25 protein-coding genes are annotated in these 25,649 nt (G+C 74.3%); 8 read left to right on the top strand and 17 right to left on the bottom strand.

Going from position 1 to position 25,649, the window contains the following annotated elements:
* The first annotated feature begins 80 nt into the window (after nucleotides 1-80).
* A complete protein-coding gene (locus ACWDCZ_RS30365; protein ID WP_449817494.1) occupies nucleotides 81-992 on the top strand; it encodes a 1-aminocyclopropane-1-carboxylate deaminase/D-cysteine desulfhydrase in 912 nt (303 codons plus the stop codon).
* A 156-nt stretch (nucleotides 993-1,148) separates the two neighbouring features.
* On the opposite strand, the gene ACWDCZ_RS30360 is transcribed toward ACWDCZ_RS30365, so the two are convergent.
* Both ACWDCZ_RS30360 and ACWDCZ_RS30355 read right to left on the bottom strand, forming a co-directional pair.
* Nucleotides 1,149-2,726, bottom strand: a complete 1,578-nt coding sequence (locus ACWDCZ_RS30360) for an LCP family protein (protein WP_449817493.1) — start codon at nucleotides 2,724-2,726, stop codon at nucleotides 1,149-1,151.
* 126 nt (nucleotides 2,727-2,852) lie between these two features.
* Complete coding sequence (locus ACWDCZ_RS30355; protein ID WP_074000762.1) at nucleotides 2,853-3,317, bottom strand: MarR family winged helix-turn-helix transcriptional regulator; 465 nt, start codon at nucleotides 3,315-3,317, stop codon at nucleotides 2,853-2,855.
* 124 nt (nucleotides 3,318-3,441) lie between these two features.
* Between ACWDCZ_RS30355 and ACWDCZ_RS30350 the strand changes: the two genes are divergently transcribed.
* Together ACWDCZ_RS30350 and ACWDCZ_RS30345 are read left to right on the top strand one after the other, a co-directional pair.
* Nucleotides 3,442-4,470 carry an NADP-dependent oxidoreductase gene (locus ACWDCZ_RS30350; RefSeq protein WP_380782409.1) on the top strand — a complete coding sequence of 343 codons (1,029 nt, stop codon included), beginning with the start codon at nucleotides 3,442-3,444 and terminating at the stop codon, nucleotides 4,468-4,470.
* A 363-nt stretch (nucleotides 4,471-4,833) separates the two neighbouring features.
* A complete protein-coding gene (locus ACWDCZ_RS30345) occupies nucleotides 4,834-5,328 on the top strand; it encodes a DUF3145 domain-containing protein (protein WP_049656686.1) in 495 nt (164 codons plus the stop codon).
* A gap of 111 nt (nucleotides 5,329-5,439) precedes the next feature.
* Here ACWDCZ_RS30345 and fabF read toward each other — a convergent pair whose 3' ends face one another.
* The 5 genes from fabF to ACWDCZ_RS30320 all read right to left on the bottom strand — a co-directional run bounded on the left by fabF (nucleotide 5,440) and on the right by ACWDCZ_RS30320 (nucleotide 10,482).
* Nucleotides 5,440-6,705, bottom strand: coding sequence for a beta-ketoacyl-ACP synthase II (gene fabF, locus ACWDCZ_RS30340; protein WP_049656688.1), 1,266 nt, complete (start codon nucleotides 6,703-6,705; stop codon nucleotides 5,440-5,442).
* A gap of 186 nt (nucleotides 6,706-6,891) precedes the next feature.
* Nucleotides 6,892-7,137 (bottom strand): acyl carrier protein, encoded by a 246-nt coding sequence (locus ACWDCZ_RS30335; protein ID WP_049656691.1) that lies wholly within the window; start codon nucleotides 7,135-7,137, stop codon nucleotides 6,892-6,894.
* A 75-nt stretch (nucleotides 7,138-7,212) separates the two neighbouring features.
* Nucleotides 7,213-8,244, bottom strand: coding sequence for a beta-ketoacyl-ACP synthase III (locus tag ACWDCZ_RS30330; RefSeq protein WP_049656693.1), 1,032 nt, complete (start codon nucleotides 8,242-8,244; stop codon nucleotides 7,213-7,215).
* Nucleotides 8,241-9,194: an ACP S-malonyltransferase gene (locus tag ACWDCZ_RS30325; protein WP_049656695.1), complete on the bottom strand. Its 954-nt coding sequence runs from the start codon at nucleotides 9,192-9,194 to the stop codon at nucleotides 8,241-8,243. Before ACWDCZ_RS30325 ends, ACWDCZ_RS30330 begins: the two co-directional genes overlap by 4 nt.
* A gap of 91 nt (nucleotides 9,195-9,285) precedes the next feature.
* Nucleotides 9,286-10,482, bottom strand: a complete 1,197-nt coding sequence (locus ACWDCZ_RS30320; RefSeq protein WP_074001159.1) for a PucR family transcriptional regulator — start codon at nucleotides 10,480-10,482, stop codon at nucleotides 9,286-9,288.
* Between the two features lie 224 nt (nucleotides 10,483-10,706).
* Between ACWDCZ_RS30320 and ACWDCZ_RS30315 the strand changes: the two genes are divergently transcribed.
* Complete coding sequence (locus ACWDCZ_RS30315; protein ID WP_380778106.1) at nucleotides 10,707-11,483, top strand: pirin family protein; 777 nt, start codon at nucleotides 10,707-10,709, stop codon at nucleotides 11,481-11,483.
* Here ACWDCZ_RS30315 and ACWDCZ_RS30310 read toward each other — a convergent pair.
* Nucleotides 11,480-12,313: a serine hydrolase domain-containing protein gene (locus ACWDCZ_RS30310; protein ID WP_449817492.1), complete on the bottom strand. Its 834-nt coding sequence runs from the start codon at nucleotides 12,311-12,313 to the stop codon at nucleotides 11,480-11,482. The two genes, ACWDCZ_RS30315 and ACWDCZ_RS30310, sit on opposite strands and share 4 nt — an antisense overlap.
* A 132-nt stretch (nucleotides 12,314-12,445) precedes the next feature.
* On the opposite strand from ACWDCZ_RS30310, the gene ACWDCZ_RS30305 reads away from it, so the two are divergent.
* Both ACWDCZ_RS30305 and ACWDCZ_RS30300 read left to right on the top strand, forming a co-directional pair.
* Nucleotides 12,446-12,949: a MerR family transcriptional regulator gene (locus ACWDCZ_RS30305; protein WP_416873346.1), complete on the top strand. Its 504-nt coding sequence runs from the start codon at nucleotides 12,446-12,448 to the stop codon at nucleotides 12,947-12,949.
* On the top strand, nucleotides 12,946-13,959 hold the full coding sequence (locus tag ACWDCZ_RS30300) for an aldo/keto reductase (RefSeq protein ID WP_449817491.1): 1,014 nt from the start codon (nucleotides 12,946-12,948) through the stop codon (nucleotides 13,957-13,959). The genes ACWDCZ_RS30305 and ACWDCZ_RS30300 overlap by 4 nt, the downstream gene beginning before the upstream one ends.
* A 52-nt stretch (nucleotides 13,960-14,011) precedes the next feature.
* Here the strand turns inward: ACWDCZ_RS30300 and ACWDCZ_RS30295 are convergent, their stop codons facing one another.
* Complete coding sequence (locus ACWDCZ_RS30295; protein ID WP_049652636.1) at nucleotides 14,012-14,590, bottom strand: TIGR03086 family metal-binding protein; 579 nt, start codon at nucleotides 14,588-14,590, stop codon at nucleotides 14,012-14,014.
* Nucleotides 14,591-14,701: 111 nt separating this feature from the next.
* Between ACWDCZ_RS30295 and ACWDCZ_RS30290 the strand changes: the two genes are divergently transcribed.
* Entirely contained in the window at nucleotides 14,702-15,691 is a 990-nt protein-coding gene (locus ACWDCZ_RS30290; RefSeq protein WP_449817490.1) for a helix-turn-helix transcriptional regulator, read from the top strand.
* On the opposite strand, the gene ACWDCZ_RS30285 is transcribed toward ACWDCZ_RS30290, so the two are convergent.
* The 7 genes from ACWDCZ_RS30285 to ACWDCZ_RS30255 form a co-directional block, all read right to left on the bottom strand.
* Entirely contained in the window at nucleotides 15,688-16,902 is a 1,215-nt protein-coding gene (locus ACWDCZ_RS30285) for an alpha/beta hydrolase (RefSeq protein WP_449817489.1), read from the bottom strand. The two genes, ACWDCZ_RS30290 and ACWDCZ_RS30285, sit on opposite strands and share 4 nt — an antisense overlap.
* A gap of 225 nt (nucleotides 16,903-17,127) precedes the next feature.
* Nucleotides 17,128-17,481, bottom strand: coding sequence for an MmcQ/YjbR family DNA-binding protein (locus ACWDCZ_RS30280; protein ID WP_387966222.1), 354 nt, complete (start codon nucleotides 17,479-17,481; stop codon nucleotides 17,128-17,130).
* 159 nt (nucleotides 17,482-17,640) lie between these two features.
* Nucleotides 17,641-18,915, bottom strand: coding sequence for an acyltransferase family protein (locus ACWDCZ_RS30275; protein ID WP_449817488.1), 1,275 nt, complete (start codon nucleotides 18,913-18,915; stop codon nucleotides 17,641-17,643).
* Between the two features lie 27 nt (nucleotides 18,916-18,942).
* Entirely contained in the window at nucleotides 18,943-20,067 is a 1,125-nt protein-coding gene (locus ACWDCZ_RS30270) for an alpha/beta hydrolase (protein ID WP_449817487.1), read from the bottom strand.
* Between the two features lie 267 nt (nucleotides 20,068-20,334).
* Nucleotides 20,335-21,009 (bottom strand): response regulator, encoded by a 675-nt coding sequence (locus ACWDCZ_RS30265; protein WP_380778091.1) that lies wholly within the window; start codon nucleotides 21,007-21,009, stop codon nucleotides 20,335-20,337.
* Nucleotides 21,006-22,334, bottom strand: coding sequence for a sensor histidine kinase (locus ACWDCZ_RS30260; protein ID WP_117487556.1), 1,329 nt, complete (start codon nucleotides 22,332-22,334; stop codon nucleotides 21,006-21,008). Before ACWDCZ_RS30260 ends, ACWDCZ_RS30265 begins: the two co-directional genes overlap by 4 nt.
* A gap of 116 nt (nucleotides 22,335-22,450) precedes the next feature.
* Nucleotides 22,451-23,137 (bottom strand): TetR/AcrR family transcriptional regulator, encoded by a 687-nt coding sequence (locus ACWDCZ_RS30255; RefSeq protein WP_074000770.1) that lies wholly within the window; start codon nucleotides 23,135-23,137, stop codon nucleotides 22,451-22,453.
* 233 nt (nucleotides 23,138-23,370) lie between these two features.
* On the opposite strand from ACWDCZ_RS30255, the gene ACWDCZ_RS30250 reads away from it, so the two are divergent.
* On the top strand, nucleotides 23,371-24,960 hold the full coding sequence (locus tag ACWDCZ_RS30250) for an MFS transporter (protein WP_369808305.1): 1,590 nt from the start codon (nucleotides 23,371-23,373) through the stop codon (nucleotides 24,958-24,960).
* Nucleotides 24,961-25,049: 89 nt separating this feature from the next.
* Here ACWDCZ_RS30250 and ACWDCZ_RS30245 read toward each other — a convergent pair whose 3' ends face one another.
* Nucleotides 25,050-25,508 carry a nitroreductase/quinone reductase family protein gene (locus ACWDCZ_RS30245; protein WP_079271734.1) on the bottom strand — a complete coding sequence of 153 codons (459 nt, stop codon included), beginning with the start codon at nucleotides 25,506-25,508 and terminating at the stop codon, nucleotides 25,050-25,052.
* Nucleotides 25,509-25,649 lie beyond the last annotated feature (141 nt).

Below are 25,649 nucleotides of genomic sequence, written 5' to 3'. Positions count from 1 at the left end.
CAGCCTGATGGAGCCGGTGGTCCTCGCCCGGCCGCCGCACCGGCGGGCCGGGCTCCGCGCGTCCGCCTTATGCTGGCCGGATGCTCGAAGCCGCCCTGCTGCCGACCCCGCTGGTGGACTGCACCGACGAGGCCTTCGCCTGGGCCGGGGTGGAGCTGCGGCTGAAGCGGGACGACCTGCTGCACCCGACCGTCCCCGGCAACAAGTGGCGCAAGCTGGCGCCCAACCTGGCCGCCGCCGTGGAGCGGGGCCACACCCGGCTGCTGACCTTCGGCGGCGCCTACTCGACCCACCTGCGGGCCGTCGCGGCCGCCGCCGGCGCGCTCGGACTGGAGAGCGTGGGGCTGGTCCGCGGCGAGGAGCTGGCCGACCGGCCGCGCAACTGGTCGCTGCGGGCCGCCGAGGCGGCCGGGATGCGGCTGGAGTTCCTGACCCGGGCCGCGTACCGGGAGGCCACCGGCCGGGCCGAGGGGGAGGACGGCGCGGCGGACCCGCTCCGCCGCTGGGGCCCCTGCCTGGTGCTCCCGGAGGGCGGCTCCAACGCCCTGGCCGCCGTCGGCGCGGCCGCGATCCCGGCCGAACTGCCCGACCTCGGCGAGCGGGACGTGGTCTGCTGCCCGGTCGGCACCGGCGGCACCCTGGCCGGCATCGCGGCCGGCCTGCCGGCGGGCGCCCGGGCGCTCGGGGTGGCGGTGCTGCGCGGCGGCGAGGGCTACCTGGAGGAGGAGGTCGCCCGGCTGCACCGGGCCGCCTACGGGCGCGGGTTCGACAACTGGCGGATCGACCACGGGCACCACGGCGGCGGCTACGGGAAGGTCCCGGCCGAGCTGGCCGGCTTCGCCGAGCGGTTCGAGCGCCGCCACGGCGTCCCGCTGGAGCGCCGCTACGTCGCCAAGCTGCTCGCCGCGCTGGCGGACCTGGCGGCGGCGGGCGCCTTCCCGCGCGGCACCCGCCTCACCGCCGTCGTCACCGGGCTGCCGGATCCGGAGTAGCGGCCGGCGGCCGTCGGGGCGAGGCGCCCACGGTTCAGCCGCGCGAGGTGCCCGCCCGGACGCCGGGCCGCCCGCCCTCCCCGGGCGAACGCGGGGAGGGCGGGCGGGAGTTCGACGGGTGGCCCGGCCCTCAGGCGGGCCGGAGGCCGGGCGCGGTCAGCCGAAGGTCAGGTTCGCGCACGGGTCGGTGTCGGCGGTGCGGGTGTTCTCCGCTATGCCGGTGGGGACGCCGCCCGGGAGGGCGCCGGGGGTGCTGCCCGCGGTGGCGCCGGGGGCGGCGCCCGCCCCGGCAGGGGCCCCGGCGGCAGCCCCGGGTGCGGTCCCGGCACCGGGCTCCGGGCTCGGGGCGGCCACCGCGTCGATCCGGGTGCCCGCCCCGCGGTAGTCGGCGCCGAGGGTGACGGTGATCGCCCCCGAGCCGGGCTCCTCGACCGCCTTGGCACCGGGGAAGAGCGCCACGACCTGGTCGGCGACGGCCTTCAGCGCGGGGTCGTAGGAGACCTGGGTGGCCTGCTGCCCGGGGGAGTTGGGGCCGAGGGTGATGCTCCGGAAGCCGCGCGCCTTGAGCGTCTCGGCGCCGGAGCCGGCCAGGCCGGGCGTGCCGACCCCGTTGACCACGGTGATCGGCGCCGCGGCCTGCTCCGGGGTGAGCGGCGTGGCCGGGGCGGCCGGGGCCCCCGGGTCGGCGCCGGGGGAGGAGGTCACCTGGCCCGTCCCGGAGGTGCTCTGCCCGTCCAGGGTGCGGTCCTCGCGCAGCAGCTTCCAGAGCGCGTCGGCGTCCGGCTGGACCAGCCGCACCCGCTCGCCGGCGAAGCGCCAGGGGGCGGTGACGAAGGAGACGTCCGAGAGCTTGATGTCCTGGATCGAGCGGGCGAAGTCCACCAGCTTCATCGCGGTGCCGAGACCCTCGTCCACGGTGAGCGACTTGGTGGCCGCGTCGGCCAGCGGCAGCAGGGTGGGCAGCGAGAAGCCCTGGCCCTGCACCTTCTTGATCATCGACGAGAGGAAGGCCTGCTGGCGCTTCATCCGGCCGATGTCGGAGTTGTCGCCGATGCCGTGGCGCGCTCTCAGGTAGTCCACCGCGGACTGCCCGGAGAGCTTCTGGAGGCCCTTCTTGAGGTGTATGCCGAACTGGTTGACGTCGTTGGGCACGCAGGCCTCCACGCCGCCCACGGCGTCGGACATCGCGGCCGCGCCCTTGAAGTCGACCACGACGGTGTGGTCGATCCGCAGCCCGGTCAGCTTCTCGACGGTGTTCTGGGTGCAGGCCGGGTTGCCGCTCTCCGCCAGGCCGACGGTGAAGGCGGAGTTGAACATCTGGTCGTTCTTCGGCGTCGTCCAGCTGCCGTTCGGCAGCTTGCAGGACGGGATGGTGACCAGGGTGTCGCGGGGGATCGAGACGCCGACGGCGTGCTTGTGGTCGGCGTAGATGTGCACCAGGATCGCGGTGTCCGAGTGGCCGACGCCCTCGTCGCCGCCGCCCAGCGAGTCGTTGCCCCCGTCGCGGGTGTCCGAGCCGAGCAGCAGCACGTTGACCGGCACCTGGGCGCCGGGGCTGGCCGGCACGGCGGCCGGCGGGCGCTCGGTGGCGACGCCGCCCGGGTCGAAGGTGGTGATGTTGTTGTCCAGCCGGTGGTAGAACCAGGCTCCGGCACCCGCGACCGACAGCACCAGTGCGGCGGCCAGGCCGATGGCGGTCCGCAGGTAGCGGCGCCGACGCGCACTGCTGCTCATCCTCAGTGCCCCCCGTCTTCAGGTATCTCGCGTTCGATGTTCGATGTTCGAACGTTAGACGTTCCGGGAGGCGGTTCGGTTACCCCCCCGGGGCCAACGGACAGCCCCCGGGACCTGTGATGCTGGTCACGCGCCAGGGCCGGAGGCGCCCGCGAGCATCCTCCGGAGCAGGTCGCGCAGGGCCGTCCGCTCGTCCGGGCCGAGTGCGGCCAGCGGCTCGCGGGCGAAGTTGAGCGACTCGCGGAGCTCCTCGGAGGCGGCCGAGCCGGTGCCGGTGGCGGCGACCAGCTTGACCCGGCGGTCGTGCCGGTCGGCCTCGCGGGTGACGAAGCCGCGGGATTCGAGCCGGTCGACGATGCCGGTGATGTTGGAGGGCTCGCAGCTGAGCGTCTGGGCGATCTGGCGCATCGGCATCGGTCCGCGCCGCAGCAGGGCGAGCACCTTGGCCTGGGCGCCGGTGAGCGAGCGGGCGGCGGCGGCCTCCTCGTACTCGCGGTGGAACAGCGCGACCAGGTTGGCCATCAGGTCGACGACCTCGCGGGTGATCTCGTCGGGCTGCGGCGTGGCGTCCTCGACGGGCTGGGTCTCCATGGTCAAAAGTCTACCTGAAAAGTTGACAGGGTGAACCTTTCATGCCCATCGTTACTTCAGTTCATCAACCTTTCATGTTGTGAACAGCGCCTGAACCCGCACCCGAACCCTCAAGGAGCCCCCGATGGCAGAGCAGGCCGCCACCCCCGCGACCGCCCGTGAATGGCACCTCGCCGCCCGCCCCCAGGGCTGGCCGGTGCCGACCGACTTCGCCCTGGTCGAGGCCCCGGTCCGGACCCCCGGCCCGGGCGAGGTCCTGGTCCGCAACGTCTACCTCTCGGTGGACCCGTACATGCGGGGCCGGATGTCGGACCGCAAGTCCTACGCGGAGCCGTACGAGCTGGACAAGCCGATGCTGGGCGGCGCGGTCGGCCGGGTCGTCGCCTCGCGGGCGGAGGGCTTCGCCGAGGGCGACTACGTCCTGCACTTCTTCGGCTGGCGCGAGTACGCGACGTTCGACCCCAGGACGGCCGTCAAGGTGGACCCGGACGCCGCGCCGCTCTCCACCTACCTGGGCGTGCTGGGCATGCCGGGGCTGACCGCGTACGCGGGGCTGACGCGGGTCGCCGGGATCAAGGCCGGCGACGTGGTGTTCGTGTCCGGCGCGGCCGGCGCCGTGGGCGGCATCGTCGGCCAGCTCGCCAGGCTGAAGGGCGCGTCGCGGGTGATCGGCTCCGCCGGCTCGGACGAGAAGGTCGAACTCCTGGTGGAGGAGTACGGGTTCGACGCCGCGTTCAACTACAAGAACGGTCCGGTGGCCGACCAGCTCCGGGCGGCGGCCCCCGACGGCATCGACGTGTACTTCGACAACGTGGGCGGCGAGCACCTCGAAGCGGCGATCGACTCGATCAACCTGCACGGGCGCATCGCGGTCTGCGGCATGATCTCGCAGTACAACGCCACCGAGCCCACTCCGGCCCCGCGCAACCTGGCGCAGATCATCGCCAAGCGCTTCCGCATGGAGGGGCTGCTCGTCGGCGACCACTACGACCTCCAGCCGAAGTTCGTCGAGGAGGTCTCGGCATGGGTGCGTTCCGGTGAGCTGAAGTACCGCGAGACGGTGAGCGAGGGCATCGACGGCACGGTGGACGCCTTCCTCGGTCTGCTGAGCGGCGTCAACACCGGCAAGATGGTCGTCCGCCTGGACGGCTGACGATCCGTCAGGAGACCCGACCGCCCCGCCGCCCCCACCGGGCGGCGGGGCGGTCCGTCGTGTGCGGCCCGCGGTCGGGCGCGGGCGCCGCGGCCGCACTACCGCATTCCGTCCGGATCCGAAAGTGCGTCATCCATCCTGTGGCGCCTCGCGGTACGGTGGTCCCGCCGACGATGGGGCCGTTCGGGGGAGAGATCCGGCCGAGGGGTAGACCTCGTTGAGGATTCGACTAGCATTGAGCGAAAGCCTGTCCGTTTTGCTCAATTTAGTAGCTTAATGTCGGCTAACGTGAGTAACTGCGGATCAACTGCAGGCACGAGGCAGCTGGGGAAGGCGACCCTCGTCCACAGCCTGGAGGTCCCGGTGACGACACGTGGAGTCCTGTACGTCCACTCCGCGCCCCGCGCGCTGTGCCCGCACGTCGAGTGGGCCGTCGCGGGGGTGCTCGGTGTGCGGGTGAGCCTGGACTGGATCCGCCAGCCGGCCGCACCCGGGCACTGGCGTGCCGAGCTCTCCTGGCAGGGGGAGCCCGGTACGGCTTCGAAACTCGCCTCCGCGCTGCGCGGCTGGCAGCTGATGCGGTACGAGGTGACCAGCGAGCCCTGCGCCACGGCGGAGGGGGAGCGGTACAGCAGCACGCCCTCGCTCGGCATCTTCCACGCCGTCACGGGCATCCACGGCGACATCCTGATCCCCGAGGACCGGCTGCGCGCCGTCCTGCTGCGCGCCCGCAGCGAGGGCGCCGACCTGGAGGCCGAGATCGCCCGGCTGCTCGGCAAGCCCTGGGACGACGAGCTGGAGCCGTTCCGGTACGCGGGCGAGGGCGCGCCGGTGCGCTGGCTGCACCAGGTGGTCTGAGGCCGCCCCGGGGGCCGCGCGGACAGCGGACGGACCGGACGGGTACGGCGAAGACGGGTACGACGAAGGGGCCGGCGCTCACGGCGAGCGCCGGCCCCTTCGTCACGGGCGTCAGTGGGTGCGGAAGGCCAGCACCACGTTGTGGCCGCCGAAGCCGAACGAGTTGTTCAGCGCGGCGATCCGGCCCTCGGGCAGCTTGCGGGCCTCGTCGCGGACGATGTCGGCCTCCACGTCGTCGTCCAGCTCGTCCACGTTGATGGTCGGCGGGGCGATCCGGTGGTACAGGGCCAGCACGGTGGCGACGGTCTCGATGCCGCCGGCGCCGCCCAGCAGGTGGCCGGTCATCGACTTGGTGGCCGAGACGGCGATGTGGTCGAGGTCGTCGCCCAGCTCCTTGCGCAGCGCCTTCAGCTCGGCGGTGTCGCCCTGCGGGGTCGAGGTGGCGTGCGCGTTGACGTGCACGATCTCGGCCTTGTCCAGCTCGTTTCGCTCGAACAGGTCGGCCAGCGCGCGGGCCACGCCGGCGCCGGTCGGCTCGGGCTGGGCGATGTGGTGGGCGTCCGAGGACAGGCCCTGGCCCACGGCCTCGCAGTAGATCCGGGCGCCGCGCGCCTCGGCGTGCTCGATCGACTCCAGCACGACCACGCCGGCGCCCTCGCCCAGCACGAAGCCGTCGCGGCCCTTGTCGTACGGGCGGGAGGCGCGCTGGGGCTGGTCGTTGTTCTTGGACATCGCCATCATGTTGGCGAACGCGGCGATCGGCAGCGGGTGGATCGCGGCCTCGGTGCCGCCGGCCACCACGACGTCGGCGCGGCCGGTGCGGATCATCTCGATCGCGTAGCCGATCGCCTCGGCGCCGGAGGCGCAGGCGGAGACGGGGGTGTGCACACCCGCGCGGGCGCCGACCTCCAGACCGACGTTGGCCGCCGGGGAGTTGGGCATCAGCATCGGGACGGTGTGCGGGGAGACCTTGCGGGCGCCCTTCTCCTTCAGCACGTCGTACTGGTCGAGGAGGGTGGTCACGCCGCCGATGCCGGAGGCGATGACGGTGCCCAGGCGCTCGGGGGCGAGCTTGGAGGACTCGTCGGTGGCGGGGGTCTCGAAGCCCGCGTCGGCCCAGGCCTCGCGGGCGGCGATCAGCGCGAACTGGGCCGAGCGGTCCAGCTTGCGGGCCAGCGGGCGGGGCAGGATGGTGCCGGGCTCGACGGCGGTGCGTGCGGCGATCTTGACGGGCAGGTCCTCGGCCCACTCCTCGGTCAGGGCGACCACGCCGGACTTGCCGGCGACCAGGTTCTCCCAGGTGCTGGCGGCGTCGGCGCCCAGCGGCGTGAAGGCGCCGATACCCGTGACGACCACGGTGCGGTTTTCAGCGGTCACTGGTTTCTTCTTCTCTCACGTGTGCAGGGGTCGGCGGCGTGCCGAGGATGGGCCCGGCCGGGCGCCCCGGTGAGGGGGCGTCCCGGCCGGTGGGGTCGGTCGGGCTCCACGAGCCCGGCCGACCGGTCAGCCCCCGCCGGCGTACGGGACGCCGGGCGGGCTGGCCGAGTCGAACGACTCGATCGCTCAGGCGGCGTTGGCGAGGATGTAGTCCACCGCGTCGCCGACGGTCTTCAGGTTCTTGACCTCGTCGTCCGGGATCTTGACGTCGAAGCGCTCCTCGGCGGCCACGACGACCTCGACCATGGACAGCGAGTCGACGTCCAGGTCATCGGTGAAGGACTTGTCGAGCGCGACATCCTCGGTCGGGATACCGGCGATCTCGTTGACGATCTCGGCGAGACCTTCCAGGACCTCGTCCTTGGTAGCCATACTGGCTGCTCCTCTTCGGTGTTGAACGCGTCCGGCCGGCGGCCGGACACAGGCTTGTGGATTGGGCGAATGCGCCTAGGGGAGAGTAACGACTGCCGCGGCGTACACGAGACCCGCCCCGAACCCGATGATCAGGGCCAGGTCCCCGCTGTGGGCCTCACCGCTCTCCAGCATGCGTTCCATCGCCAGCGGGATGGAGGCGGCGGAGGTGTTGCCGGTCTCGGCGATGTCGCGGGCGACGGGCACCGACTCCGGCAGCTTGAGCGCCTTGATCATGGCATCCGTGATCCGCATGTTGGCCTGGTGCGGGATGAACGCGCCGAGCTGGTCGGCGGTGATCCCGGCGGCGTCCAGCGCCTGCTGGGCCACCTTGGCCATCTCCCACACCGCCCAGCGGAAGACCGGCTGGCCGTCCATCCGCAGGGCCGGCCACTTGGTCTCCTCGCCCGCGCCGTTGACGGCGTCGGACTTGGCGAAGGCGGTGTCCCAGGCCTCGGTCTGGGTGATCAGGTCGGCCTGCGAGCCGTCCGAGCCCCAGACCAGCTTGCCGATGCCGGGAGTGTCGGACGGGCCGACGACCACGGCGCCGGCGCCGTCGCCGAAGATGAAGGCGGTGGAGCGGTCCGACCGGTCGGTCAGGTCGCTGAGCCGCTCGACGCCGATGACCAGCACGTACTCGGCGTTGCCGCCGCGGATCATGCCGTCGGCCAGGCCCAGGCCGTAGCCGAAGCCGGCGCAGGCGGCCGAGATGTCGAAGGCCGGGGCGGTGCCGCAGCCGAGCCGCTCGGAGATCTCGGTGGCGATCGCCGGGGTCTGCTTGAAGTGCGAGACGGTCGAGACGATCACGCCGCCGATCTGCTCGGCGGTGATCCCGGCCTGGGCGATCGCCTTGCCGGCGGCCTGGACGGACATCTCGGAGACGGACTCCTCCGGGCCGGCCCAGCGGCGCTCGGCGATCCCGCTGCGGGTGCGGATCCACTCGTCCGAGGAGTCGATCCACTCCAGGACCTCGGAGTTGGGGATCACCCGGACCGGACGGTAGCCGCCGACGCCGAGGATGCGCGAGTACTGCGCGCCGCTCACCGGACGGATCTGGGGCTTGGTCATGCCTGGTTCTCCTGCTCCTGACCGCCGTGCTCCGCGACGAGCGCGCGGGCCTTGTCCAGATCGGCGGGGGTCTTGAGGGCGAGCGTGGCCACACCCTTGAGGTTGCGCTTGAGCAGCGCGGTGAGGGTGCCGGCCGGGGACAGCTCGATCACGGCCGTCGCGCCCAGCTGCCCGAGGGTCTCCATGCAGAGGTCCCAGCGGACCGGGTTGGAGACCTGCGACACCAGGCGGGCGAGGACCTCCGCGCCGGAGTCCACGACCGCGCCGTCCTTGTTGGAGACGTAGCGGACCTTCGGGTCGGCCACGCTGGTCAGGGTCGGGGCCAGCTCGGCCAGCCGCTCGACGCCCGGGGCCATGTGCTCGGTGTGGAAGGCGCCGGCCACCTTGAGGGCCACCAGCTTGGAGCGGGTCGGCGGGTCCGCCTTCAGCGCCTCCAGCTGGTCCAGCGTGCCGGCGGCGACGATCTGGCCGCCGCCGTTGTTGTTGGCCGCCGTCAGGCCGTGCTCGGCCAGCTTGGCCGCGACCTCCTCCGGCTCGCCGCCGAGCAGGGCGAGCATGCCCGTCTCGGTGACGGCGGCGGCCTCGGCCATGGCCCGGCCGCGCTCGCGCACGAAGGTCAGCGCGTCGTGGGCGGTGAGCACCCCGGCGCCGGCGGCGGCGGTGATCTCACCGACGCTGTGGCCGGCCACGGCGCCGACCAGCGCACGGGCGGCGTCCTCGTCCGGGAACAGCTCCCGGGCGGTCACCAGACCGGCCGCGACCAGCAGCGGCTGGGCGACGGCGGTGTCCTTGATCTCCTCGGCGGACGCCTCGGTCCCGGCGTGCACCAGGTCGAGCCCGGCGACCTCCGACCAACCGCGCAGGCGGTCGGCGACGCCGTCGAGCTCCAGCCAGGGGCTGAGGAAACCGGGGGACTGGGCACCCTGTCCAGGGGCGACGATTACGAGCACGGTTCAACCCTCTCTCGCCAGGCGCCCAGGGGCGGGTAGGCGACGGTAACGAAGAAAACCATCCGGGATTGTATGGTCCCTACACTCCGGCTCAGCCGGGCTCCCCGACGGCGTCCAGCCGGCCGAGGGCCAGTGCGATCCGCAGAGTGAACGCCGAACGTACGTCGGAGGGGGCGTACCCCGTGACGTCAGTCACACGTCGTAGCCGGTAGCGCACCGTATTCGGGTGGACGAAGAGCATCCGGGCCGCACCCTCCAGCGAGGAGGCCTGCTCCAGGTAGACACTCAGCGTCTCCAGCAGGGCGGAGCCGGCCTCGTCCAGCGGTGTGTAGATCTCCTCCACCAGCTGGCGGCGCGCGGCCTGGTCGCCGGCCAGCGCCCGTTCGGGCAGCAGGTCGTCGGCCAGCACCGGGCGGGGGGCGTCCGGCCAGGCGGCGCAGGCCCGCAGGCCAGCCGCGGCGGCGGCGGCCGAGCGGGTCGCGGAGAGCAGGTCGGGCACGGTCGGGCCGACCACCACCGGGCCCGGCGCGAACTGGCCGATCAGCGCGCGGGCCGCGTGCACCGGCTCCTTCTCGCCGCCGACCACGACCACCAGGCGCTTGCCCAGCACCCCGGTCAGCACGTTCAGCTTGGCGTACCGGGCGGCCCGGCGGATCGCCTCGACCACCAGCTCGCTGTCGCCGTCCGGCGCGCTGCCCATCACCACCCGGACCTGGCTGGGCTGGCCCCAGCCGAGCGCCGCGGCCCGCGAGAGCACGCCCTCGTCGGCGTCGCCGGACAGCAGCGAGTTGACCACCAGCGCCTCCAGCCGGGCGTCCCAGGCGCCGCGCGCCTCGGCGGCCTGGGCGTACACCTGGGCGGTCGCGAAGGCGATCTCCCGGGCGTAGACCAGCACCGACTCGCGCATGTCCGCCTCGTCGCCGGGGGCGGCCACCTCCTCGATGGCCTCCTCCATCACCTCGATCGTGGTGCGGATCAGCTCGACGGTCTGGCGCAGGGTGATCGCCCTGGTCAGCTCGCGCGGGGCGGTGCCGAAGACGTCGGTGGAGATCGCCTGGGCGGCGTCGGGGTGGCGGTACCACTCGGTGAAGGCGGCGATGCCGGCCTGGGCGACCAGGCCGATCCAGGACCGGTGCTCCGGGGGCATCCGCCGGTACCAGCCGAGCTGGTCGTCCATCCGCGAGATCGCGGCGGTGGCCAGCTTGCCGGAGGACTTCTCCAGCCGCTTGAGCGTCGCGGCCCGGCGCTCGGCGCGCTCGGCGGCGTTTCTGCGCTCCTGCGCCGTCAGGCGGGGCGCCGCGCGGCCGGGGCGGTCACGGCCCGCCCGGGCGGCCGGGCTCTTCCCGGTGGGGTCGGGTGCGGGGCTGGGGCTGGGTTCGCTCTTGGAGTTCGCGGAAGCGGCTGGCACAAGGACAAGACTGCCTCACGCGAGTGACTGCTCGTGCACACCCCCCGGCGGAGCGGCGCGGTGGCAAGAGTCACACCCCGCGCGCCGGCGACTACGGTGGGGGCGTGACCGAAGCCGCCGACCGCCCCCGCGCCGACCTGCGCCGCACCGCCGAACGCTACCGCTCCGCCCCGGCCGAGGGCGTCGAGACCCGGCACGCGTTCTCCTTCTCGGGCCACTACGACCCGAAGAACACCCACTTCGGCGCGCTGCTCGCGTGCAACGAGGAACTCCTCGCCCCCGGCGCCGGGTTCGAGGAGCACAAGCACCGGGACACCGAGATCCTCACCTGGGTGCTGGAGGGGGCGCTGGCCCACCGGGACTCGCACGGCCACAGCGGGGTGGTCCGGCCCGGGATGGTGCAGCACCTCAGCGCCGGCTCCGGCGTCACCCACACCGAGCGCAACGTCGGCGGCGCCACCGGGCCGGTCCGCTTCGTCCAGATGTGGCTCCAGCCGGACGAGTTCGACGCGCCGCCCGCGTACGGCCTGCGCAAGGTGGAACCGGCGGACGGCGGGTTGACGCTGCTCGCCTCCGGTCTGGAGCGCGACGCCGGGACGGACGCCCTGCGGCTGCGCCGCCGCGACGCCGCGCTCTGGCTGGCCACCGCCGGGCCGTGGCAGCCGCTGCCGCCGCTGCCCGAGGCGCCCTGGCGGTACGCGCACCTGACGGCCGGCTCGCTGGGCTACCGGACCGTCCCGGGGCCCAAGGGCGGCGGCCGCTCGATGGTCCCGGGCGACAGCGTGCGGATCACCGGCGAGGCCTTCGCCGACCCGGCGGCGGGGGAGACCGGCGCCGAACTCCTGCTCTGGGAGATGCACTCGCCGGTCTCGTACGGCTAGCCGTTCAGTTCCGCCAGCACCGCGTCCGAGAAGGCCGGCCAGGCCTCGACCGCCCACGGTCCGAAGTCCCGGTCGGTGAGCGCGACGCAGGCCGCGCCGGCCTGCGGGTCGACCCACAGGAAGGTGCCGGACTGGCCGAAGTGGCCGAAGGTTCCGGGGGAGTTGGCGGTGCCGGTCCAGTGCGGGCTCTTGCCGTCGCGGATCTCGAAGCCGAGGCCCCAGTCGTTCGGGCGGCGGTGGCCGTAGCCGGGCAGCACGCCGCTGGTGCCGGGGAAGGCGACCTCGCGGGTGGCCTGCCGGACGGTGGACGGGTCCAGCAGCTTGGGGGCCTGCAGCTCGGCGGCGAACCGGGTGAGGTCGGCGACGGTGGACAGGCCGCCGGCGCCGGCCGGGGACTTGTGGGCGGTGTGGATCAGGGTGTCCGTCATGCCCAGCGGCTCGAACACCGCCTCGGCGACGTAGCGGGAGAACTCGATCCCGGCGGCCTCGGAGAGCGTCCGGGCCAGCGCGTCGAAGCCCGCGTTGGAGTAGAGCCGGCGGTTGCCGGGCTCGGCGAACACCCGGTCCTCGTCGAAGCCCAGGCCGGAGGTGTGCGCGAGCAGGTGGCGGACGGTGGACCCGGGCGGCCCGGCCGGGTCGTCCAGCTCGAACACGCCCTCCTCCAGGGCGACCAGCGCCGCGTACGAGGTGAGCAGCTTGGTCACCGAGGCGAGCGGGAACAGGTGCTGCTGCGGCCCGTGCGCGCCCAGCACCGCGCCGTCCGCCGCCCGGACCACCGCCACCGCGGCATGGGGCACCGGCCAGTTCTCGATCATCCGCAAGCTCTCCATGGGCCCGACTCTAGTCGCCGGGAAAATCCTCGGAAAAGGTGGTGGCGGGCCCACCCGGATGTCGGGCTTGCTTGGAGTGCACTCCAACTCTGTAGCGTCGTTCCCGTCGCACAGGACAAGGGGGAACGAGCGATGGCCGCACCCGCACGCATCGAGATCGACCTGCGCAGCTGCTCCGAGGTCTTCAGCCGCCCCGTCGGCGATCCGGACCCGAGCCCGAGGCACACCATCAGCGAGGTCGCCACGGCGAGCGGGCTGACCGCCCACACCCTGCGCTGGTACGAGCGGATCGGCCTGCTGGACCCGGTCGACCGGGCGGCGGGCGGCCAGCGCCGCTACTCCGACGCCGATCTGCACCGGCTGGCCTTCCTGGGCCGGCTGCGGCTGACCGGCATGTCGGTGGCGGACATGCTCAAGTACGTGGACATGGCCCGCCAGGGCGAGCAGACCTACGGGGAGCGTCGGCTGCTCCTGGAGGCCCAGCGCGAGGAGGTCCGACAGCGGATCGTGGACCTCCAGGCGACCCTCGCCGTCCTCGACTACAAGATCGACATCTATGCCGGGAAGGGCGCCGTCGGCGCCGGGGTCCCGGCCAAGTGCCAGAACATCCATGGAGAGGAAGAGCAGAGCGCATGACTCAGACCGTCCTTCCCACCGTCGAACTCGGCACCGGCGGCCCGCTGGTGGGCATCCAGGGCCTCGGCTGCATGGGCATGAGCGAGTTCTACGGCCCCACCGACGCCGACGAGGCGCTCGCCACCCTGGACGCCGCGCTGGAGACCGGCGTCACCCTCTTCGACACCGCCGACATGTACGGCTCCGGCCGCAACGAGGAGCTCATCGGCCCCTTCGTCCGGGCCAACCGGGACAAGGTGGTGCTCGCCACCAAGTTCGCCATCCTGCGCTCCGAGGAGGACGGCGCCGTCCGCGGCATCAGCAACGACCCGGCGTACATCCGGACCGCGGTGGACGCCTCGCTGCGCCGCCTCGGCGTGGACGAGATCGACCTGTACTACATGCACCGCCGCGACCCGGCCGTGCCGCTGGCCGACTCGGTCGGCGCCATGGCCGAACTGGTGAAGGCCGGCAAGGTGCGCCACCTCGGCCTGTCCGAGGTGACCGGGGCCGAGCTGCGCGAGGCGCACGCCGTCCACCCGATCGCCGCGCTCCAGTCCGAGTGGTCGGTGTTCGCCCGCGACGTCGAGAGCACGGCGGTGCCGGCCGCGGCGGAGCTGGGCGTCGCCTTCGTGCCGTACTCGCCGCTCGGGCGGGGCTTCCTGACCGGCGCCTTCCAGGACGCCACGGAGCTCTCGGCGAACGACTACCGCCGCAACCACCCCCGCTTCACCGGCGACAACGCGGCCGCCAACGGCGAACTGCTCGACCCGCTGCGGGAGATCGCCGCGGCCCGCGGCGTCACGCTCGCCCAGGTCGCGCTGGCCTGGGTGCACCAGCGGGCCGAGGTGCACGGGCTGGCCGTGGTGCCGATCCCGGGCACCCGCAAGCGGAGCCGGCTCGCCGAGAACACCGCGGCGGCGACGCTGCGGCTGACCGCCGAGGAGCTGGCGCTGCTGGAGCCGGTGGCCGGCCGGGTGGCGGGGAGCCGCTACGCGGACATGAGCTCCACCTCGGCGGCGCGCGAGTAGCGGGCACCGGCGGCCCGGGGAGTCGGCGGACGCCCCGGGTCGGCCGCCGGGCTCAGACCGTACGGCCCGTCCAGGCGGCCAGCCGGGTGTGCACGTCGGCGTCCTCGGCGACCGGCCGGACGGCGGCGAACGGAACGCCCGGCACCCGCCGCTCGGCCGGCAGCACGAACTCGGCGATGCCCAGGGCGGTCCGCGCCAGGTCGTCGTCCAGGGCGAAGCCGTTGTCGAGGCTCCGGGCGATGTCCCCGGAGTGGGTCACCAGCTCCATCAGGTAGCCGCCGACCGCCATCGCGCCGGGCACCTCGCCCCAGGGGGCGACGGTCGGACGGCCGAGCTTGGCGTCGTCCGCCCAGGCGGCGGTCACCCGGGCGCGGGCCCGGCCCAGGGCGGCCGGCCAGCCCTCGTCGGACGGGTCCTCGATGGCGGCCACGGTGTCCTCGGCGTGGCCGCCCTCGCCCATGTACGCGAACCGGTGGACGCCGCCGACCACGTGGTTCAGCAGCCCGCGCAGGGTGAACTCGGTACAGGGCGTGGGCCGGTCGAGGTCGGCCGGGGTGACGGTGGCGAACAGCTTCTCCAGCTGGTCGAGGGCGGCCTGGTACTGCGGGCGGGCGTCCTGGACGGCGGTCATGGCGCTCAACTCCCTGGTGTCGGGTGGTCGTTCGGGCCCCTTTCGGGCCCGGAACGCAATCTCCCAGTAAAACCTGACAACGGCCGTCAGGATTACTGGGATTCTTGGACCATGAAGGCCGACCGCCTGCTCTCGATCCTCCTGCTGCTCCAGACCCGCGGCCGGGTGCCCGCCACCGAACTCGCCGAACGGCTGGAGGTGTCCGTCCGCACCATCTACCGCGACGTCGAGTCGCTCTCCGCCGCCGGGGTGCCGGTGTTCACCGAACGCGGGCGGCACGGCGGCATCGGCCTGCTGCCCGGCTACCGCACTGACGTCACCGGCCTGACCGCGGACGAGGCCAGGGCGCTGTTCGTGCTCTCCGCCCAGGGCGCGCACAGCGACCTCGGGCTGGACGGCGCGCTCGGCTCGGCGCTGCGCAAGGTGATGGCGGCGCTGCCGGCCCCGCACCGGCCGGCCGCCGAGCGGGTCCGCGAGCGGATCCTGGTCGACCCGGCCCGCTGGATGCAGACCCCCGGCGCGGCCGGCCCCGCCGCCGGGCCGGACCTGGGCGAGCTGCAGTACGCCGTCTTCGCCGACCGGCGGCTGCGGCTGCGCTACCGGCACAGCGGCACGCTCGCGCCGGTGGAGTACACCGTCGACCCGTACGGGCTGGTGAGCAAGGCCGCGGTCTGGTACCTGGTGGCCGATCTGCACGGCGAGCCGCGGCTGTTCCGGGCCGACCGGGTGCTGGCCGCCGACACCACCGAGGAGGCGGTGCGCCGCCGGACCGGGGTCGGGCTCGGCGAGGTCTGGGCGGTGCTGCGCGAGCAGGTCGAACGGCTGCCGAAGGACGTGCCGGTGCGGGTGCGGGTCCGGCGCGGACGGCTGGACATGTTCCTGCGCATCCACGGCGGCCGGGTCACCGCACCGCCGCCGGAGCCGGGCGCCGTCCCGGCCGAGGAGTGGACCGAGGTGGCGATGGCCTTCCCGGCCCCGGCGGCCGTCCGGTCGCTGCTGGCCTTCGGCGCGGACGTCGAGGTGCTGGCCCCGCCGGCCGCCCGGCGCGAACTGGCCCGGGCGGCGGCGGAGGCCCTGCGGCTGTACGAAGACAGGGCTTAGGAGCCCGGGTTGGCCCGGACCACGTCCTGGTAGTGGCCGAGGGAGATCGCCGCGAAGTTGTGCAGGCTGTCGGTGCCCTCGGTGAGGTAGCCGTTGTGGCCGGCCGCGCGGGCCGAGGAGATCAGCTCGGAGCCGAAGCCACTCGCGGCCGGGTCGGCGCCGTGGCCGAGCCCGCCGACCTCCATGAACGGCACGTTGCCGATCCAGTCGCTGGGGTTGCGGGTGGCCCAGAGGTGCACGCCCGCGCCCAGCTCGCCGGTGTTCTGCACGCCCATGCCCGGGCTGCCGAAGACCACCAGGTCGGTGATGCCGGAGGTGTCGGACGGCGAGGCGGCCGCGCGCGGGATGTCCGGGGCGGCCGTACCGCAGACCACCGAGCCGTACGAGTGGCAGAGCAGGGCCGGCGGCGCGTCCGGCCGGGTGGTCTCCTTGAGCCCGGCGAGCAGCCGCTCCAGCCGGGGGGCGGCGACGTCGGCGAGCCGGGAGGTGGCCGCGTCCGGGCCGAGGCCGGAGGGGGTGACGTAGCCGGTCCAGGAGATCACGGCGGTCCGGGTGTCCGGGGCCTGGCGCTGCTCCTCGGTGTGGAGGGCGCGGGCCATGCCGGCCGGGGAGCGCAGCGGGTCGGCCGCCTGGTCGTGGTGGCCGAGGTCGGCGTCCGAGCCGGGGACGAGCACGGAGATCCGCTCGGCGTCGGCGAGGTCGCCCCACACCTCGGTGACCAGGCCGCGGCCGCGCGGGTCGAAGGCCAGGATCTGCCGGTCGGGGGCGAGCAGGTGCTCGACGTCGTTGGCGCGGGAGACGGCCAGCGCGCGGGTGTCGGAGTCCAGCGTGCCGTCGGCGGCGCGGGCCAGGGCCCGGTCGTGCTCGGCGGCCAGGGCGATCCGGTTGGCGCGGTAGCGCAGGTCCAGCGGGGCGCCGTCGTAGTTGCCGACGACCAGCGGGTAGTCCTGGATCAGCCGGTCCAGCTCGGTGGGCGCGAGCGAGGCGAAGAACGCCGCGGCGGCGGCCGGGGTGGTGGTCGCCGGGTCGGGCAGGGAGAGGCCGAAGGAGTGGTCCTCGACCCAGGCGGCGCTGCCGGCCGGGGGCGTGGAGATCGCCAGCTGTTCGGAGGAGACGGCGGCCGCGGCGGCGACGGCCCCGGCGTCGGCGAGCACCGCGCAGCCGGCGAACGCCCCGATCAGTACCCGCTTCCAGCGCCGACGGATGCGCACCGCACCAACTCCCTTGGGGCCCGCACCGTTTCGCGGGCGGTGGTGCCCGGAGGGTGCGATAGCTCTGCTGACTTCCCTGCGCAAGCCTAGGGGGCCCGAAGGGATGCCGGGAACGCCTAAACTGTGGGATGGCTCACATGAACCAGGGGTGTCCGTCCGACGTCTCCCAGTGGTTCGGACAGTGGTTCGTACGGAGGCCGGTGTGGCCGGTGGGAAGGGGCGCACTCAGACCCCGGACTCTCCGGATTCGTCGAACGCGCGGACCAGGCGCTTCGGCGCCGTCCGCCGCCAGGCCTCGGTGACCAGGTCGCGCAGCTCGTCCCCGTCCACCAGGTCCAGCCGGACGCTCACCCAGCCGTGCCGGCCGACGTACGGGGCGGAGGAGAACACCTCGGGCTCGGCGGCGAGCAGTTCGGCCTGGTCCTCGGGGGAGGCCTTGACGGTGACCCGGTCCCCGTCGGGCGCGCCCATCGCGAAGATCCGGCCGCGCACCCGCAGCGTCTCGATGTCCCAGGTCGGCTCCTGGGCGGCCTCCGGCAGGGCCAGGGCCATCGTGCGGAACTCGTCGAACGTCACCATGGCGGCAGGGTAGGGCAGGGCACTGACAGCGCGCCCCCGGCGCGCGGCACGGCGCACCGGGGGCGGTGGGCGACGGCCGCAGGGGCGCGGACCGACCGGTCCACGCCCCAGCGACGGTGGTGCGCCCCGCCGTTCGGCCAGGCCGCACCCGGCGGACCGTCACACCATGCCCAGCGCGTACGCCGCGAACAGCGCCGCCGCGGCCCCGGCCACCGCCTTGCCGCCCCGGGAGAGGGCCGTCCACGGGCCGTCGAACCGGCGGGTGAACCAGCCGACCGCCACCAGCACGGCGCCGAACAGCGGCAGCAGCGCCAGCCGGGCGAGCACCCAGCCGAGCGAGTCCGGCGCCGTGCTCAGCCCCGGGACGGCGCCCAGGGCGGCCGCGCCGGGCACCGCCACCGCGAGCATCGCGCTCTGGTGCCAGCAGAAGATCGTCATCGCCGACAGGTTGACCACCACGACCGGCAGCCAGAGCAGCGGACGGCCGGTCAGCAGCCGGCCCAGCCGCTCCCGCAGCAGCACCGCGGCGCCGCACTGGAACGCCGCCAGGGCGAGCACCAGCAGGGACGGCGGGTGCGAGTTGGTCCGCTCCGCCCCGGGCACGCCGACCATGCTGGCCGGGTAGTGGAAGACCAGCAGCAGCGCGGCGAACAGCGCGCCGCCGCCGAGCAGCAGCACCCGGGCCGCCGGGCGGCCGAGCCGGCCCTGCGCCCAGAGCACGCCCAGCTGGTAGCCGAACAGCCAGCCCGGCAGGATGTTCAGCAGCGCGACCCAGGACGGCACCGCCCCGGCCCACGGCCCGTACCGCAGCAGGTCGACGGCGGCGACCGAGGCCACCAGCAGGCCCGCCGACCAGCCGCCCAGCCGGCGCCCGGCGGCCACGCAGAGCGGGGTGAGGGCCGTCAGCCCCAGGTAGACCCCGATGTACCAGAGCGGCTGCACCACCAGGGTGGCGCCGGTGCGCACGGTGTCCTCGGGGACGCCGAGCGCGGGCAGCAGCGGGATCAGCGCCGCCCAGACGGCCGCCACCCCGAGCACCGGGCGCAGCAGCCGGACCGCACGGGCCCGCAGCCAGCCGCCGTACGTGACGCCCTTGGCCCGGGCCCGCTCCAGCGAGCGGACCGAGGAGTGGCCGCCGACCAGGAAGAACACCCCGAGCATCTGGAGCACCCAGCTGAGCGGGGCGAAGAAGCCGAGGGTGGAGAGCGGGCTGGCGTTGTGCAGGGCGCCGTCGGGGGAGCGGGTGAAGCCGCCGAGCATCCAGTGGCCGACCGGTACGGCGAGCAGGGCGAGGGCGCGCAGCCCGTCCAGGGCGCGGTCGCGGTCGGCCGGGGTCTTCGCGTCGACCCGCGCGGCGGCGCGGCGCAGGGCGGTGAGCGGTCCGGCGGAGAGCGCTCGGGGGGTACGGGGCGGGGCGGCGAGGGTGTCGGCCATGGTGGTGCTCCTTCCGGTGCGGGCGGGTCAGGCGAGGCCGAGGGCGACGGCGGCGTAGGCGGCGAGGGAGGCGGTGCCGGGGGCGAAGTAGCCGGTGTGGCCGTGGGATCCGGTGGCGGGCAGCGGGCGGGCGCCGAAGCCGGGGGCGGTCGGGTCGGCGCCGTGGCCGAGGCCGAACAGCCGGACCTTGGGCACGTCGCCGATCCAGTCGGAGTCGTTGCGGGCGGTGGCCCAGAGCGGGACGCCCGGGTCGAGGTCGGCGGCCGAGCCGACGCCCATGCCGGGCGAGCCGAGCACCACCACGCCGGAGGCCTGTGCGGGGGTGGGGCGGGCCAGGCCGCAGACCACCGAGCCGTAGCTGTGGCAGAACACGGTGGGCGGGTCCTGCGGGCGGGTGGTGGCGGCGAGTCCGTCGAGCAGCCGGGTGAGGCGGGGGGCGCCGGCCCGGGCCAGGTCCTCGGTGGCGGCGTCCAGGCCGAGGCCGAGCGGGGTGGTGTAGCCGGCCCAGGCGATCACGGCGGTCTGTCCGCCGGTGGCGTCCAGGAGCGCCCGGGCCATGCCGGCCGGGGTGCCGTACGGGTCGCCGGCGCGGTCGAAGCGGAGCAGGTCGGTGTCGGAGCCGGGGACGATCACGGCGGTGCGGCGGGCGGTGGCGAGGTCGCCGTACACCTCGGCGACCTGACCGCGGCCGCGCGGGTCGAAGGCGAGGATCCGCCGGTCGCCGTCCAGCAGGGCGCGGTAGCGCTCGGCGCGGGTGCGGGCGGCCTCGTGGTCCTGCGGGGTGAGGGCGGGGTCGGCGGCCCGGGCGAGTTCGCGGGTGCGCTCGGCGGTCAGCGCCAGGGCGTTGGCCCGGTACCGGAGGGCGACCGGGGCGCCGTCCAGGTTGCCGACCACCAGCGGGTACCGGGCGGTCAGGGCGTCCTGCCGGGCCGGGTCCAGCCCGGCGAAGAACGCGGCGACCCGGGCCGGTTCGGTGGTGGCCGGGTCGGGCAGCCGCAGGCCGAGCGAGGTGTCGGCCGTCCACGCGGCGCTGCCGGGCGGCGGGCCGGTGACCGGGGTCTGGGTGTCGGCGGCCCAGCCGCCCGCGCCGAGCATGATCGCCACTGCCACCGCGGCGCCGGCGATCGCCCGCCCGGCTCGAAACCTGCGCATGTCCCTGCTCCTTCCTCGTCCGTTCGGCCGCCGACTCGGTTCGGCTTCCGACGAGGAGGAAGGTAGGAATGCGACGGCCCCGCGGACGTCACACCGCGGGGCCAACTCCCGGGTGCTACCCGGGTATCAGAGGAGACGGCCGCCCCGAGCCGAAGGGCGCGCCGGTGCCGAAAGGGAGAAGCGAGGGAGTGACGAAGGAACGAGGGAGCGCCGACCGTCGGCGCCGGGTCGAGAGCGCCCGGAGGCGAGCGGGCGAACAGCTGCCAGTTACTGACCCGGTGTCACCAGGCCGGACTCGTAGGCCAGGATCACCGCCTGGGCGCGGTTGTGCAGGCCGAGCTTGGCGAGGATGCGCCCGATGTGGGTCTTGACGGTCTGCTCGGCGAGCACCAGCCCGGCGGCTATCTCCTGGTTGGACAGGCCGCGGGCGATCAGCTCCAGCACCTCGGTCTCGCGCGGGGTCAGGCCGTTGAGCCGCACCTTGGGGTCGCGGCGCCTGGCCGGGCGGGTACGGGCGAAGTCCTCGATCAGCCGGCGGGTCACCGAGGGGGCGAGCAGCGCCTCGCCGGCCGCGACCACCCGGACCGCCGCGATCAGGTCGGCCGGCGGGGCGTCCTTGAGCAGGAAGCCGCTGGCCCCGGCGCGCAGCGCCTCGTACACGTAGTCGTCCACGTCGAAGGTGGTCAGCATCAGCACCTTGGGCCGGTGGGCGCCGGGCACGGCCGGGTCGAGCAGCCGCCGGGCCGCCTCCAGGCCGTCCATGACGGGCATCCGGACGTCCATCAGCACCAGGTCCGGGTGGGTGCGGCCGTTGACCTCCAGGGCCTGGGCGCCGTCCGCCGCGTCCCCCACCACGTCGATGTCGCTCTGGGCGTTGAGCAGGGCCGCGAAGCCCGCGCGCACCATGGCCTGGTCGTCGACGATGATCACGCGGATGGTCATGCGGTGGTCTCCTGGGGGGTGTCGGTGTCGGGGCGGTCGACGGGCAGGACGGCGGCCACCTTGAAGCCGCCGTCCGGCAACGGGCCGGTGTCCAGCCTGCCATCGACCAGCCGGACGCGTTCACGCATTCCGACCAGCCCCTGCCCGGTGCCCTCGACCGAGGCCTCCAGCGACTCGGTGCGCTGCGGCGGGGGCGCGTTGACCACCGTCACCAGCAGCGCCGGGCCGTCGGTGCTCAGCGACACCCAGGCCCGCGCGCCGGGGGCGTGCCGCACCACGTTGGCCAGCGCCTCCTGCACGATCCGGTAGGCGGACAGGCCGACGGCCTGCGGTGCCTGGTCCAGCAGGTCCACCAGGCCCGGTTCCACCGTCAGTTCGGCCGGTACCCCGGCCCGGCCCACCGTCTCGACCAGCTGGGCGAGTTGGCCCACCCCGGGCTGCGGGGCCCGCTCCCCGCCGGACTCCTCGCTGCGCAGCACGCCGAGCAGCCGGCGCATCTCGGCCAGCGACTCGCGGGCGGTGCCGGCTATCGCGGTGAACTCCTCGGCGGCCTCGTCCGGCACCCCGGTGATCCGGTACGGCGCGCTGGCGGCCTGCACCGCGATGACCGACATGTGGTGCGCGACCACGTCGTGCAACTCCCGTGCGATCCGGGCGCGTTCCTCCAGCAGGGTGCGGCGTTCACGTTCGACCTCGCTGATCTGCTCCTGCTCGCTGAGCAGCCGGCGCGCCTCGGCGCGGTCCCGGACGGCCCAGCCGAGCAGCAGCACGGCGCCGCTGAGCGCGATCAGCAGCATGGTGGTGCCGTCGCCGGAGCGGGGCAGGCCGAGCGTGGTGGTGAGCGCGGTGAGCGCGATGGTGGCGAGCCAGACCGAGAGCAGGGTGGCCCGGCTCTCCCGCAGCGCCAGGGCGATCAGCAGGAAGAGGTACGAGAGGATCATCGGCGCGGTCCACGGCCAGGTGCCGCCGTCCTGGTCGTACCGGGCGGTGATGGTGGCGGTGGCGACCAGGGTGCCCGCGCTGATCCACCAGGCGGCCAGCGGCCGGGTGATGGCGAGCAGCAGCGGCACCGTCTGGGCGACGGTGAGCGCGCCGGCCACCGGGAGCACCAGGCCGAAGAAGCCGACCAGGGTGGCGATCCCGGCGGGGATCAGCGAGGACAGCATGATCAGGACGACGGCGTACGGCAGCCGGCGCACCCAGCGCCGGGGCGACGTTCCGAGCAGCGGGGTGTGGCCGCCGCTCGGGGTGGTCAGGTGGTGTCGGAAGGTGCCCAGCAGGCGCAGGGCGTGCGGGCGGAGGTCGGCGGCGGTGAGGTTCTTCATCGCGCGCCAGCCTAGGAGGGCGGGGCCCCGCCGGGCGTCGCACCGGAGCCCGATTTTCCGGGTGCTACCGGGGTACCGGGTGATACCCCGGTATGACGCGGGTGCGCGGCCGGGTACTACGCGCGGTCGTGCCAGTGGCCGGCCAGGGCCGGGCCGAGCTGGTCGAAGTGACGCTCGATCACCGCGACCATGCCCTCGGGGCCGGCCGGCTCGTGCTCGGCGCTCCAGGAGAGGTGGGCCAGGCGCAGCAGTCCGCCGAAGACGGCGGCGAGCACGGCCGGGCGCAGGTCCTCGGCCGGGTCCAGGCCCTCGCGTTCGGCGAGCACCCGGACGACCAGCCGCTCCTGCTCGTTGACCCGCCGCAGGTGGGCGGCGAGCAGCGGGGGCGTCTCCTCGATCATCCGCATGAGTTCGAGGGCGCTGTGGATCGAGCCGGGGCCGGCGGCCTCCTCGCTGCCGAGGTCGTGCCAGGCCTTGACGATCGAGGCGCGCAGGGCCTGGAGCGGGGTCTCCTCGGCCGGGCGGTGGCGCAGGCACTCCATGAAGTAGTCCTCGGCCACGGCCATCACGGCGAGCGCGACCTCGTCCTTGTTGGCGAAGTAGCGGAAGAAGGTGCGCTGGGAGACGTCGACGGCGGAGGCGATCTCGTCGACGGTCGTCCGGGCGAAGCCCTGCCGGAGGAAGAGCACGTGGGCGGCCTGGATCAGGGCGTACCGGGTCTGCTGCTTCTTGCGCTCGCGCAGTCCGGGCGTGCGCCCGGGGCCCTCCGGGGCGTCGGTGGTGCGGGGGGTGTGAGCGGCCATGAGCAGGGGCCTTCCGGAGGGCTGGGTACGGCGGTGGGAGCACGATCCTAGCGCTCTGACAAATGTCAGTTATGGCCAGAAGTCACTGTTTGCCGAATGTCAGCGGCTGACATAATCTGCCGAGGTGGCGCCCGTCGGGCCGGGGCACCTGTGGGGACGGGTGGGCCGGGGCGCCACGACCACGTCCTGCACCCCAGCCACGCCCCCGGAGGGCCCTGATGAGCCAGTCCGTCGTGAAGAACTCCGAGGCGGACGCACCGCCGCCGCCGAACCCGCCGTCGGGGGGCGGCCTCAAGGGGCACCCCTGGCTGACCCTGCTGACCGTCGCGGTCGGCGTCATGATGGTCGCGCTGGACGGCACGATCGTCGCCATCGCCAATCCGGTGATCCAGGAGAAGCTGCACGCGGCGCCCGCCGAGATCCAGTGGGTCACCAGCGGCTACCTGCTGGCCCTGGCGGTCTTCCTGGTCACCGCCGGCAAGATCGGCGACCGCTTCGGCCACAAGGCCACCTTCCTGGTCGGCGCGGTGGGCTTCGCCGTGACCTCGGCCGCGATCGGCTTCGCCGGCAACATCCAGACCGTGATCGCCTTCCGGGTGCTCCAGGGCCTGTTCGGCGCGCTGCTCCAGCCGGCCGCGCTCGGCCTGCTGCGCGGGGCCTTCCCGGCCGAGCGGCTCAACATGGCGATCGGCATCTGGGGCGGCGTGATCGGCGCCTCCACCGCGGCCGGCCCGATCGTCGGCGGCCTGCTGGTCGAGCACGTCAACTGGGAGTCGGTGTTCTTCATCAACGTCCCGGTCGGCCTGATCGCGCTGGCGCTGGGCCTGTGGATCCTGCGGGACGTCCGCGCCGAGAAGGCCGCCAAGTCCTTCGACCTGCCCGGCATCGCGCTGCTCTCGGTGGGGATGTTCGCGCTGGTCTTCGGCATCATCAAGGCCCCCGAGTGGGGCTGGGGCGACGGGCGGACGCTGCTGTTCCTGGGCGGCGCGGTGGTCCTGATGGTGCTGTTCGCGCTCTGGCAGGGCAAGGCCCGCGAGCCGCTGGTGCCGCTCGGCCTGTTCCGCTCGGTGCCGCTGTCGGCGGGCGTGCTGCTGATGGCGCTGATGGCCTTCGCGTTCTTCGGCGCGATCTTCTTCGTGACCTTCTACCTCCAGAACGTGCACGGGATGAAGCCGGTCGACGCCGGCGTCCACCTGCTGCCGATGACCGGCATGATGATCGTCGGCTCGCCGCTGGCCGGCCTGGCGATCGGGAAGCTTGGCCCGCGCATCCCGATCGTGGCCGGGATGCTGATCACCACCGTCGCGATGTACGGCATGTCCACCCTGGACACCGGCTCCGGCAACGGCGTGATGTCGCTCTGGTTCGTCCTGATGGGCCTCGGCATCAGCCCGGTCATGGTCGGCGCCACCGAGGTGATCGTCGGCAACGCCCCGCTGGAGCTCTCCGGCGTGGCCGGCGGCCTCCAGCAGGCCGCGATGCAGGTCGGCGGCAGCCTCGGCACCGCGGTGCTGGGCGCGCTGATGGCCGCCAAGGTCGGCGACGTGCTGCCGGGCAACTGGGCGAAGGCCGGCCTGCCGCCGGTCGAGGGCGCGGCGGGCGAGGGCCTCAAGCAGGCCGCCCAGCTCGGCATCGCCCCGCCGGCCCCGGCCGGCACCCCGCAGCAGGCGGTGGACGCGATGGCCGGCGCCGTCCACGAGTCCTTCGTGAGCGGCATGTCGCTGGCCTTCGCGGTGGCCTCCGTGGTGGCCCTCGCCGCCGCCGCGCTCGGCCTGCTCACCCGCCGCGGCACCACCGACGCGGGCCCGTCCGTGCACATCTGACGGCCCCACGGCCCCGCCGCACGCCACGGCCCCGGACTCCTCGGAGTCCGGGGCCGTCGTGGTGCCCGGGCGGCGGGCGCCCCTGTGCGTCAGGCGCGGCTGAGGGCCACCAGCGGGACGGTCCGGGCGGTGGTGCGGTAGCCGGCGAACTGGGGCTGGGCGGCGATCTGACGGGCCCAGAGCGCGTCGTGCTCGGCCGGGTCGACCGGGGCCGCCAGGGCCGGGTAGCGCTCGGCGCCGACCTCGACGGTCACCTCGGGGTGGGCCACCAGGTTGCGGTACCAGAGCGGGTCCTGCTCGCTGCCGCCGTTGGAGGCGAAGACCACCAGCCGCCCGCCGTCCGGCAGGTAGACCAGGGGAGTGGTGCGCGGCTCGCCGCTGCGGGCGCCGACCACGGTGAGCAGGAGGACCGGCGCGTCGGCGAGCGGGCCGCCGACGGCCCCCTGCCGGGTGCGGAACTCCGCGATCACGTTCCGGTTGAACTCGCCCGCGCCGTCGGCGGGTTCGGGGTGCCGCCCGGAGGGCCCGGGCCTCGTCTCGTCGGTCATGGCGCCGAGCTTAGGGCCTGTCGTCGAACTCGCGTCTGCGGGGCGGCGCCGGGGCACGCACCTCGCCGCGTTGTCGTCGGTCGCCAATGCTCCGCAGTGGCTCCCTCCTCCGCCTTGCGATGCACGCACCCCAACGCCGCC

This window comes from Kitasatospora sp. NPDC001225, from assembly GCF_053597855.1.
The sequence above is the reverse complement of the archived record's forward strand: the minus strand, read 5'-3'. Positions and strand labels throughout refer to the sequence as shown.

Bases quoted from the DNA above. Each gene is read 5' to 3' on its own strand.
- ACWDCZ_RS30280 (WP_387966222.1), bottom strand. From the start codon at position 17,481: ATGGTGACGTTCGACGAGTTCCGCACGATGGCCCTGGCCCTGCCGGAG.
- ACWDCZ_RS30255 (WP_074000770.1), bottom strand. From the start codon at position 23,137: ATGGCCGCTCACACCCCCCGCACCACCGACGCCCCGGAGGGCCCCGGG.
- ACWDCZ_RS30290 (WP_449817490.1), top strand. From the start codon at position 14,702: ATGAAGGCCGACCGCCTGCTCTCGATCCTCCTGCTGCTCCAGACCCGC.
- ACWDCZ_RS30335 (WP_049656691.1), bottom strand. From the start codon at position 7,137: ATGGCTACCAAGGACGAGGTCCTGGAAGGTCTCGCCGAGATCGTCAAC.
- ACWDCZ_RS30305 (WP_416873346.1), top strand. From the start codon at position 12,446: ATGGCCGCACCCGCACGCATCGAGATCGACCTGCGCAGCTGCTCCGAG.
- ACWDCZ_RS30365 (WP_449817494.1), top strand. From the start codon at position 81: ATGCTCGAAGCCGCCCTGCTGCCGACCCCGCTGGTGGACTGCACCGAC.
- ACWDCZ_RS30275 (WP_449817488.1), bottom strand. From the start codon at position 18,915: ATGGCCGACACCCTCGCCGCCCCGCCCCGTACCCCCCGAGCGCTCTCC.
- ACWDCZ_RS30355 (WP_074000762.1), bottom strand. From the start codon at position 3,317: ATGGAGACCCAGCCCGTCGAGGACGCCACGCCGCAGCCCGACGAGATC.
- ACWDCZ_RS30265 (WP_380778091.1), bottom strand. From the start codon at position 21,009: ATGACCATCCGCGTGATCATCGTCGACGACCAGGCCATGGTGCGCGCG.
- ACWDCZ_RS30330 (WP_049656693.1), bottom strand. From the start codon at position 8,244: ATGACCAAGCCCCAGATCCGTCCGGTGAGCGGCGCGCAGTACTCGCGC.
- ACWDCZ_RS30350 (WP_380782409.1), top strand. From the start codon at position 3,442: ATGGCAGAGCAGGCCGCCACCCCCGCGACCGCCCGTGAATGGCACCTC.
- ACWDCZ_RS30270 (WP_449817487.1), bottom strand. From the start codon at position 20,067: ATGCGCAGGTTTCGAGCCGGGCGGGCGATCGCCGGCGCCGCGGTGGCA.
- ACWDCZ_RS30245 (WP_079271734.1), bottom strand. From the start codon at position 25,508: ATGACCGACGAGACGAGGCCCGGGCCCTCCGGGCGGCACCCCGAACCC.
- ACWDCZ_RS30260 (WP_117487556.1), bottom strand. From the start codon at position 22,334: ATGAAGAACCTCACCGCCGCCGACCTCCGCCCGCACGCCCTGCGCCTG.
- ACWDCZ_RS30295 (WP_049652636.1), bottom strand. From the start codon at position 14,590: ATGACCGCCGTCCAGGACGCCCGCCCGCAGTACCAGGCCGCCCTCGAC.
- ACWDCZ_RS30310 (WP_449817492.1), bottom strand. From the start codon at position 12,313: ATGGAGAGCTTGCGGATGATCGAGAACTGGCCGGTGCCCCATGCCGCG.
- ACWDCZ_RS30360 (WP_449817493.1), bottom strand. From the start codon at position 2,726: ATGAGCAGCAGTGCGCGTCGGCGCCGCTACCTGCGGACCGCCATCGGC.
- ACWDCZ_RS30300 (WP_449817491.1), top strand. From the start codon at position 12,946: ATGACTCAGACCGTCCTTCCCACCGTCGAACTCGGCACCGGCGGCCCG.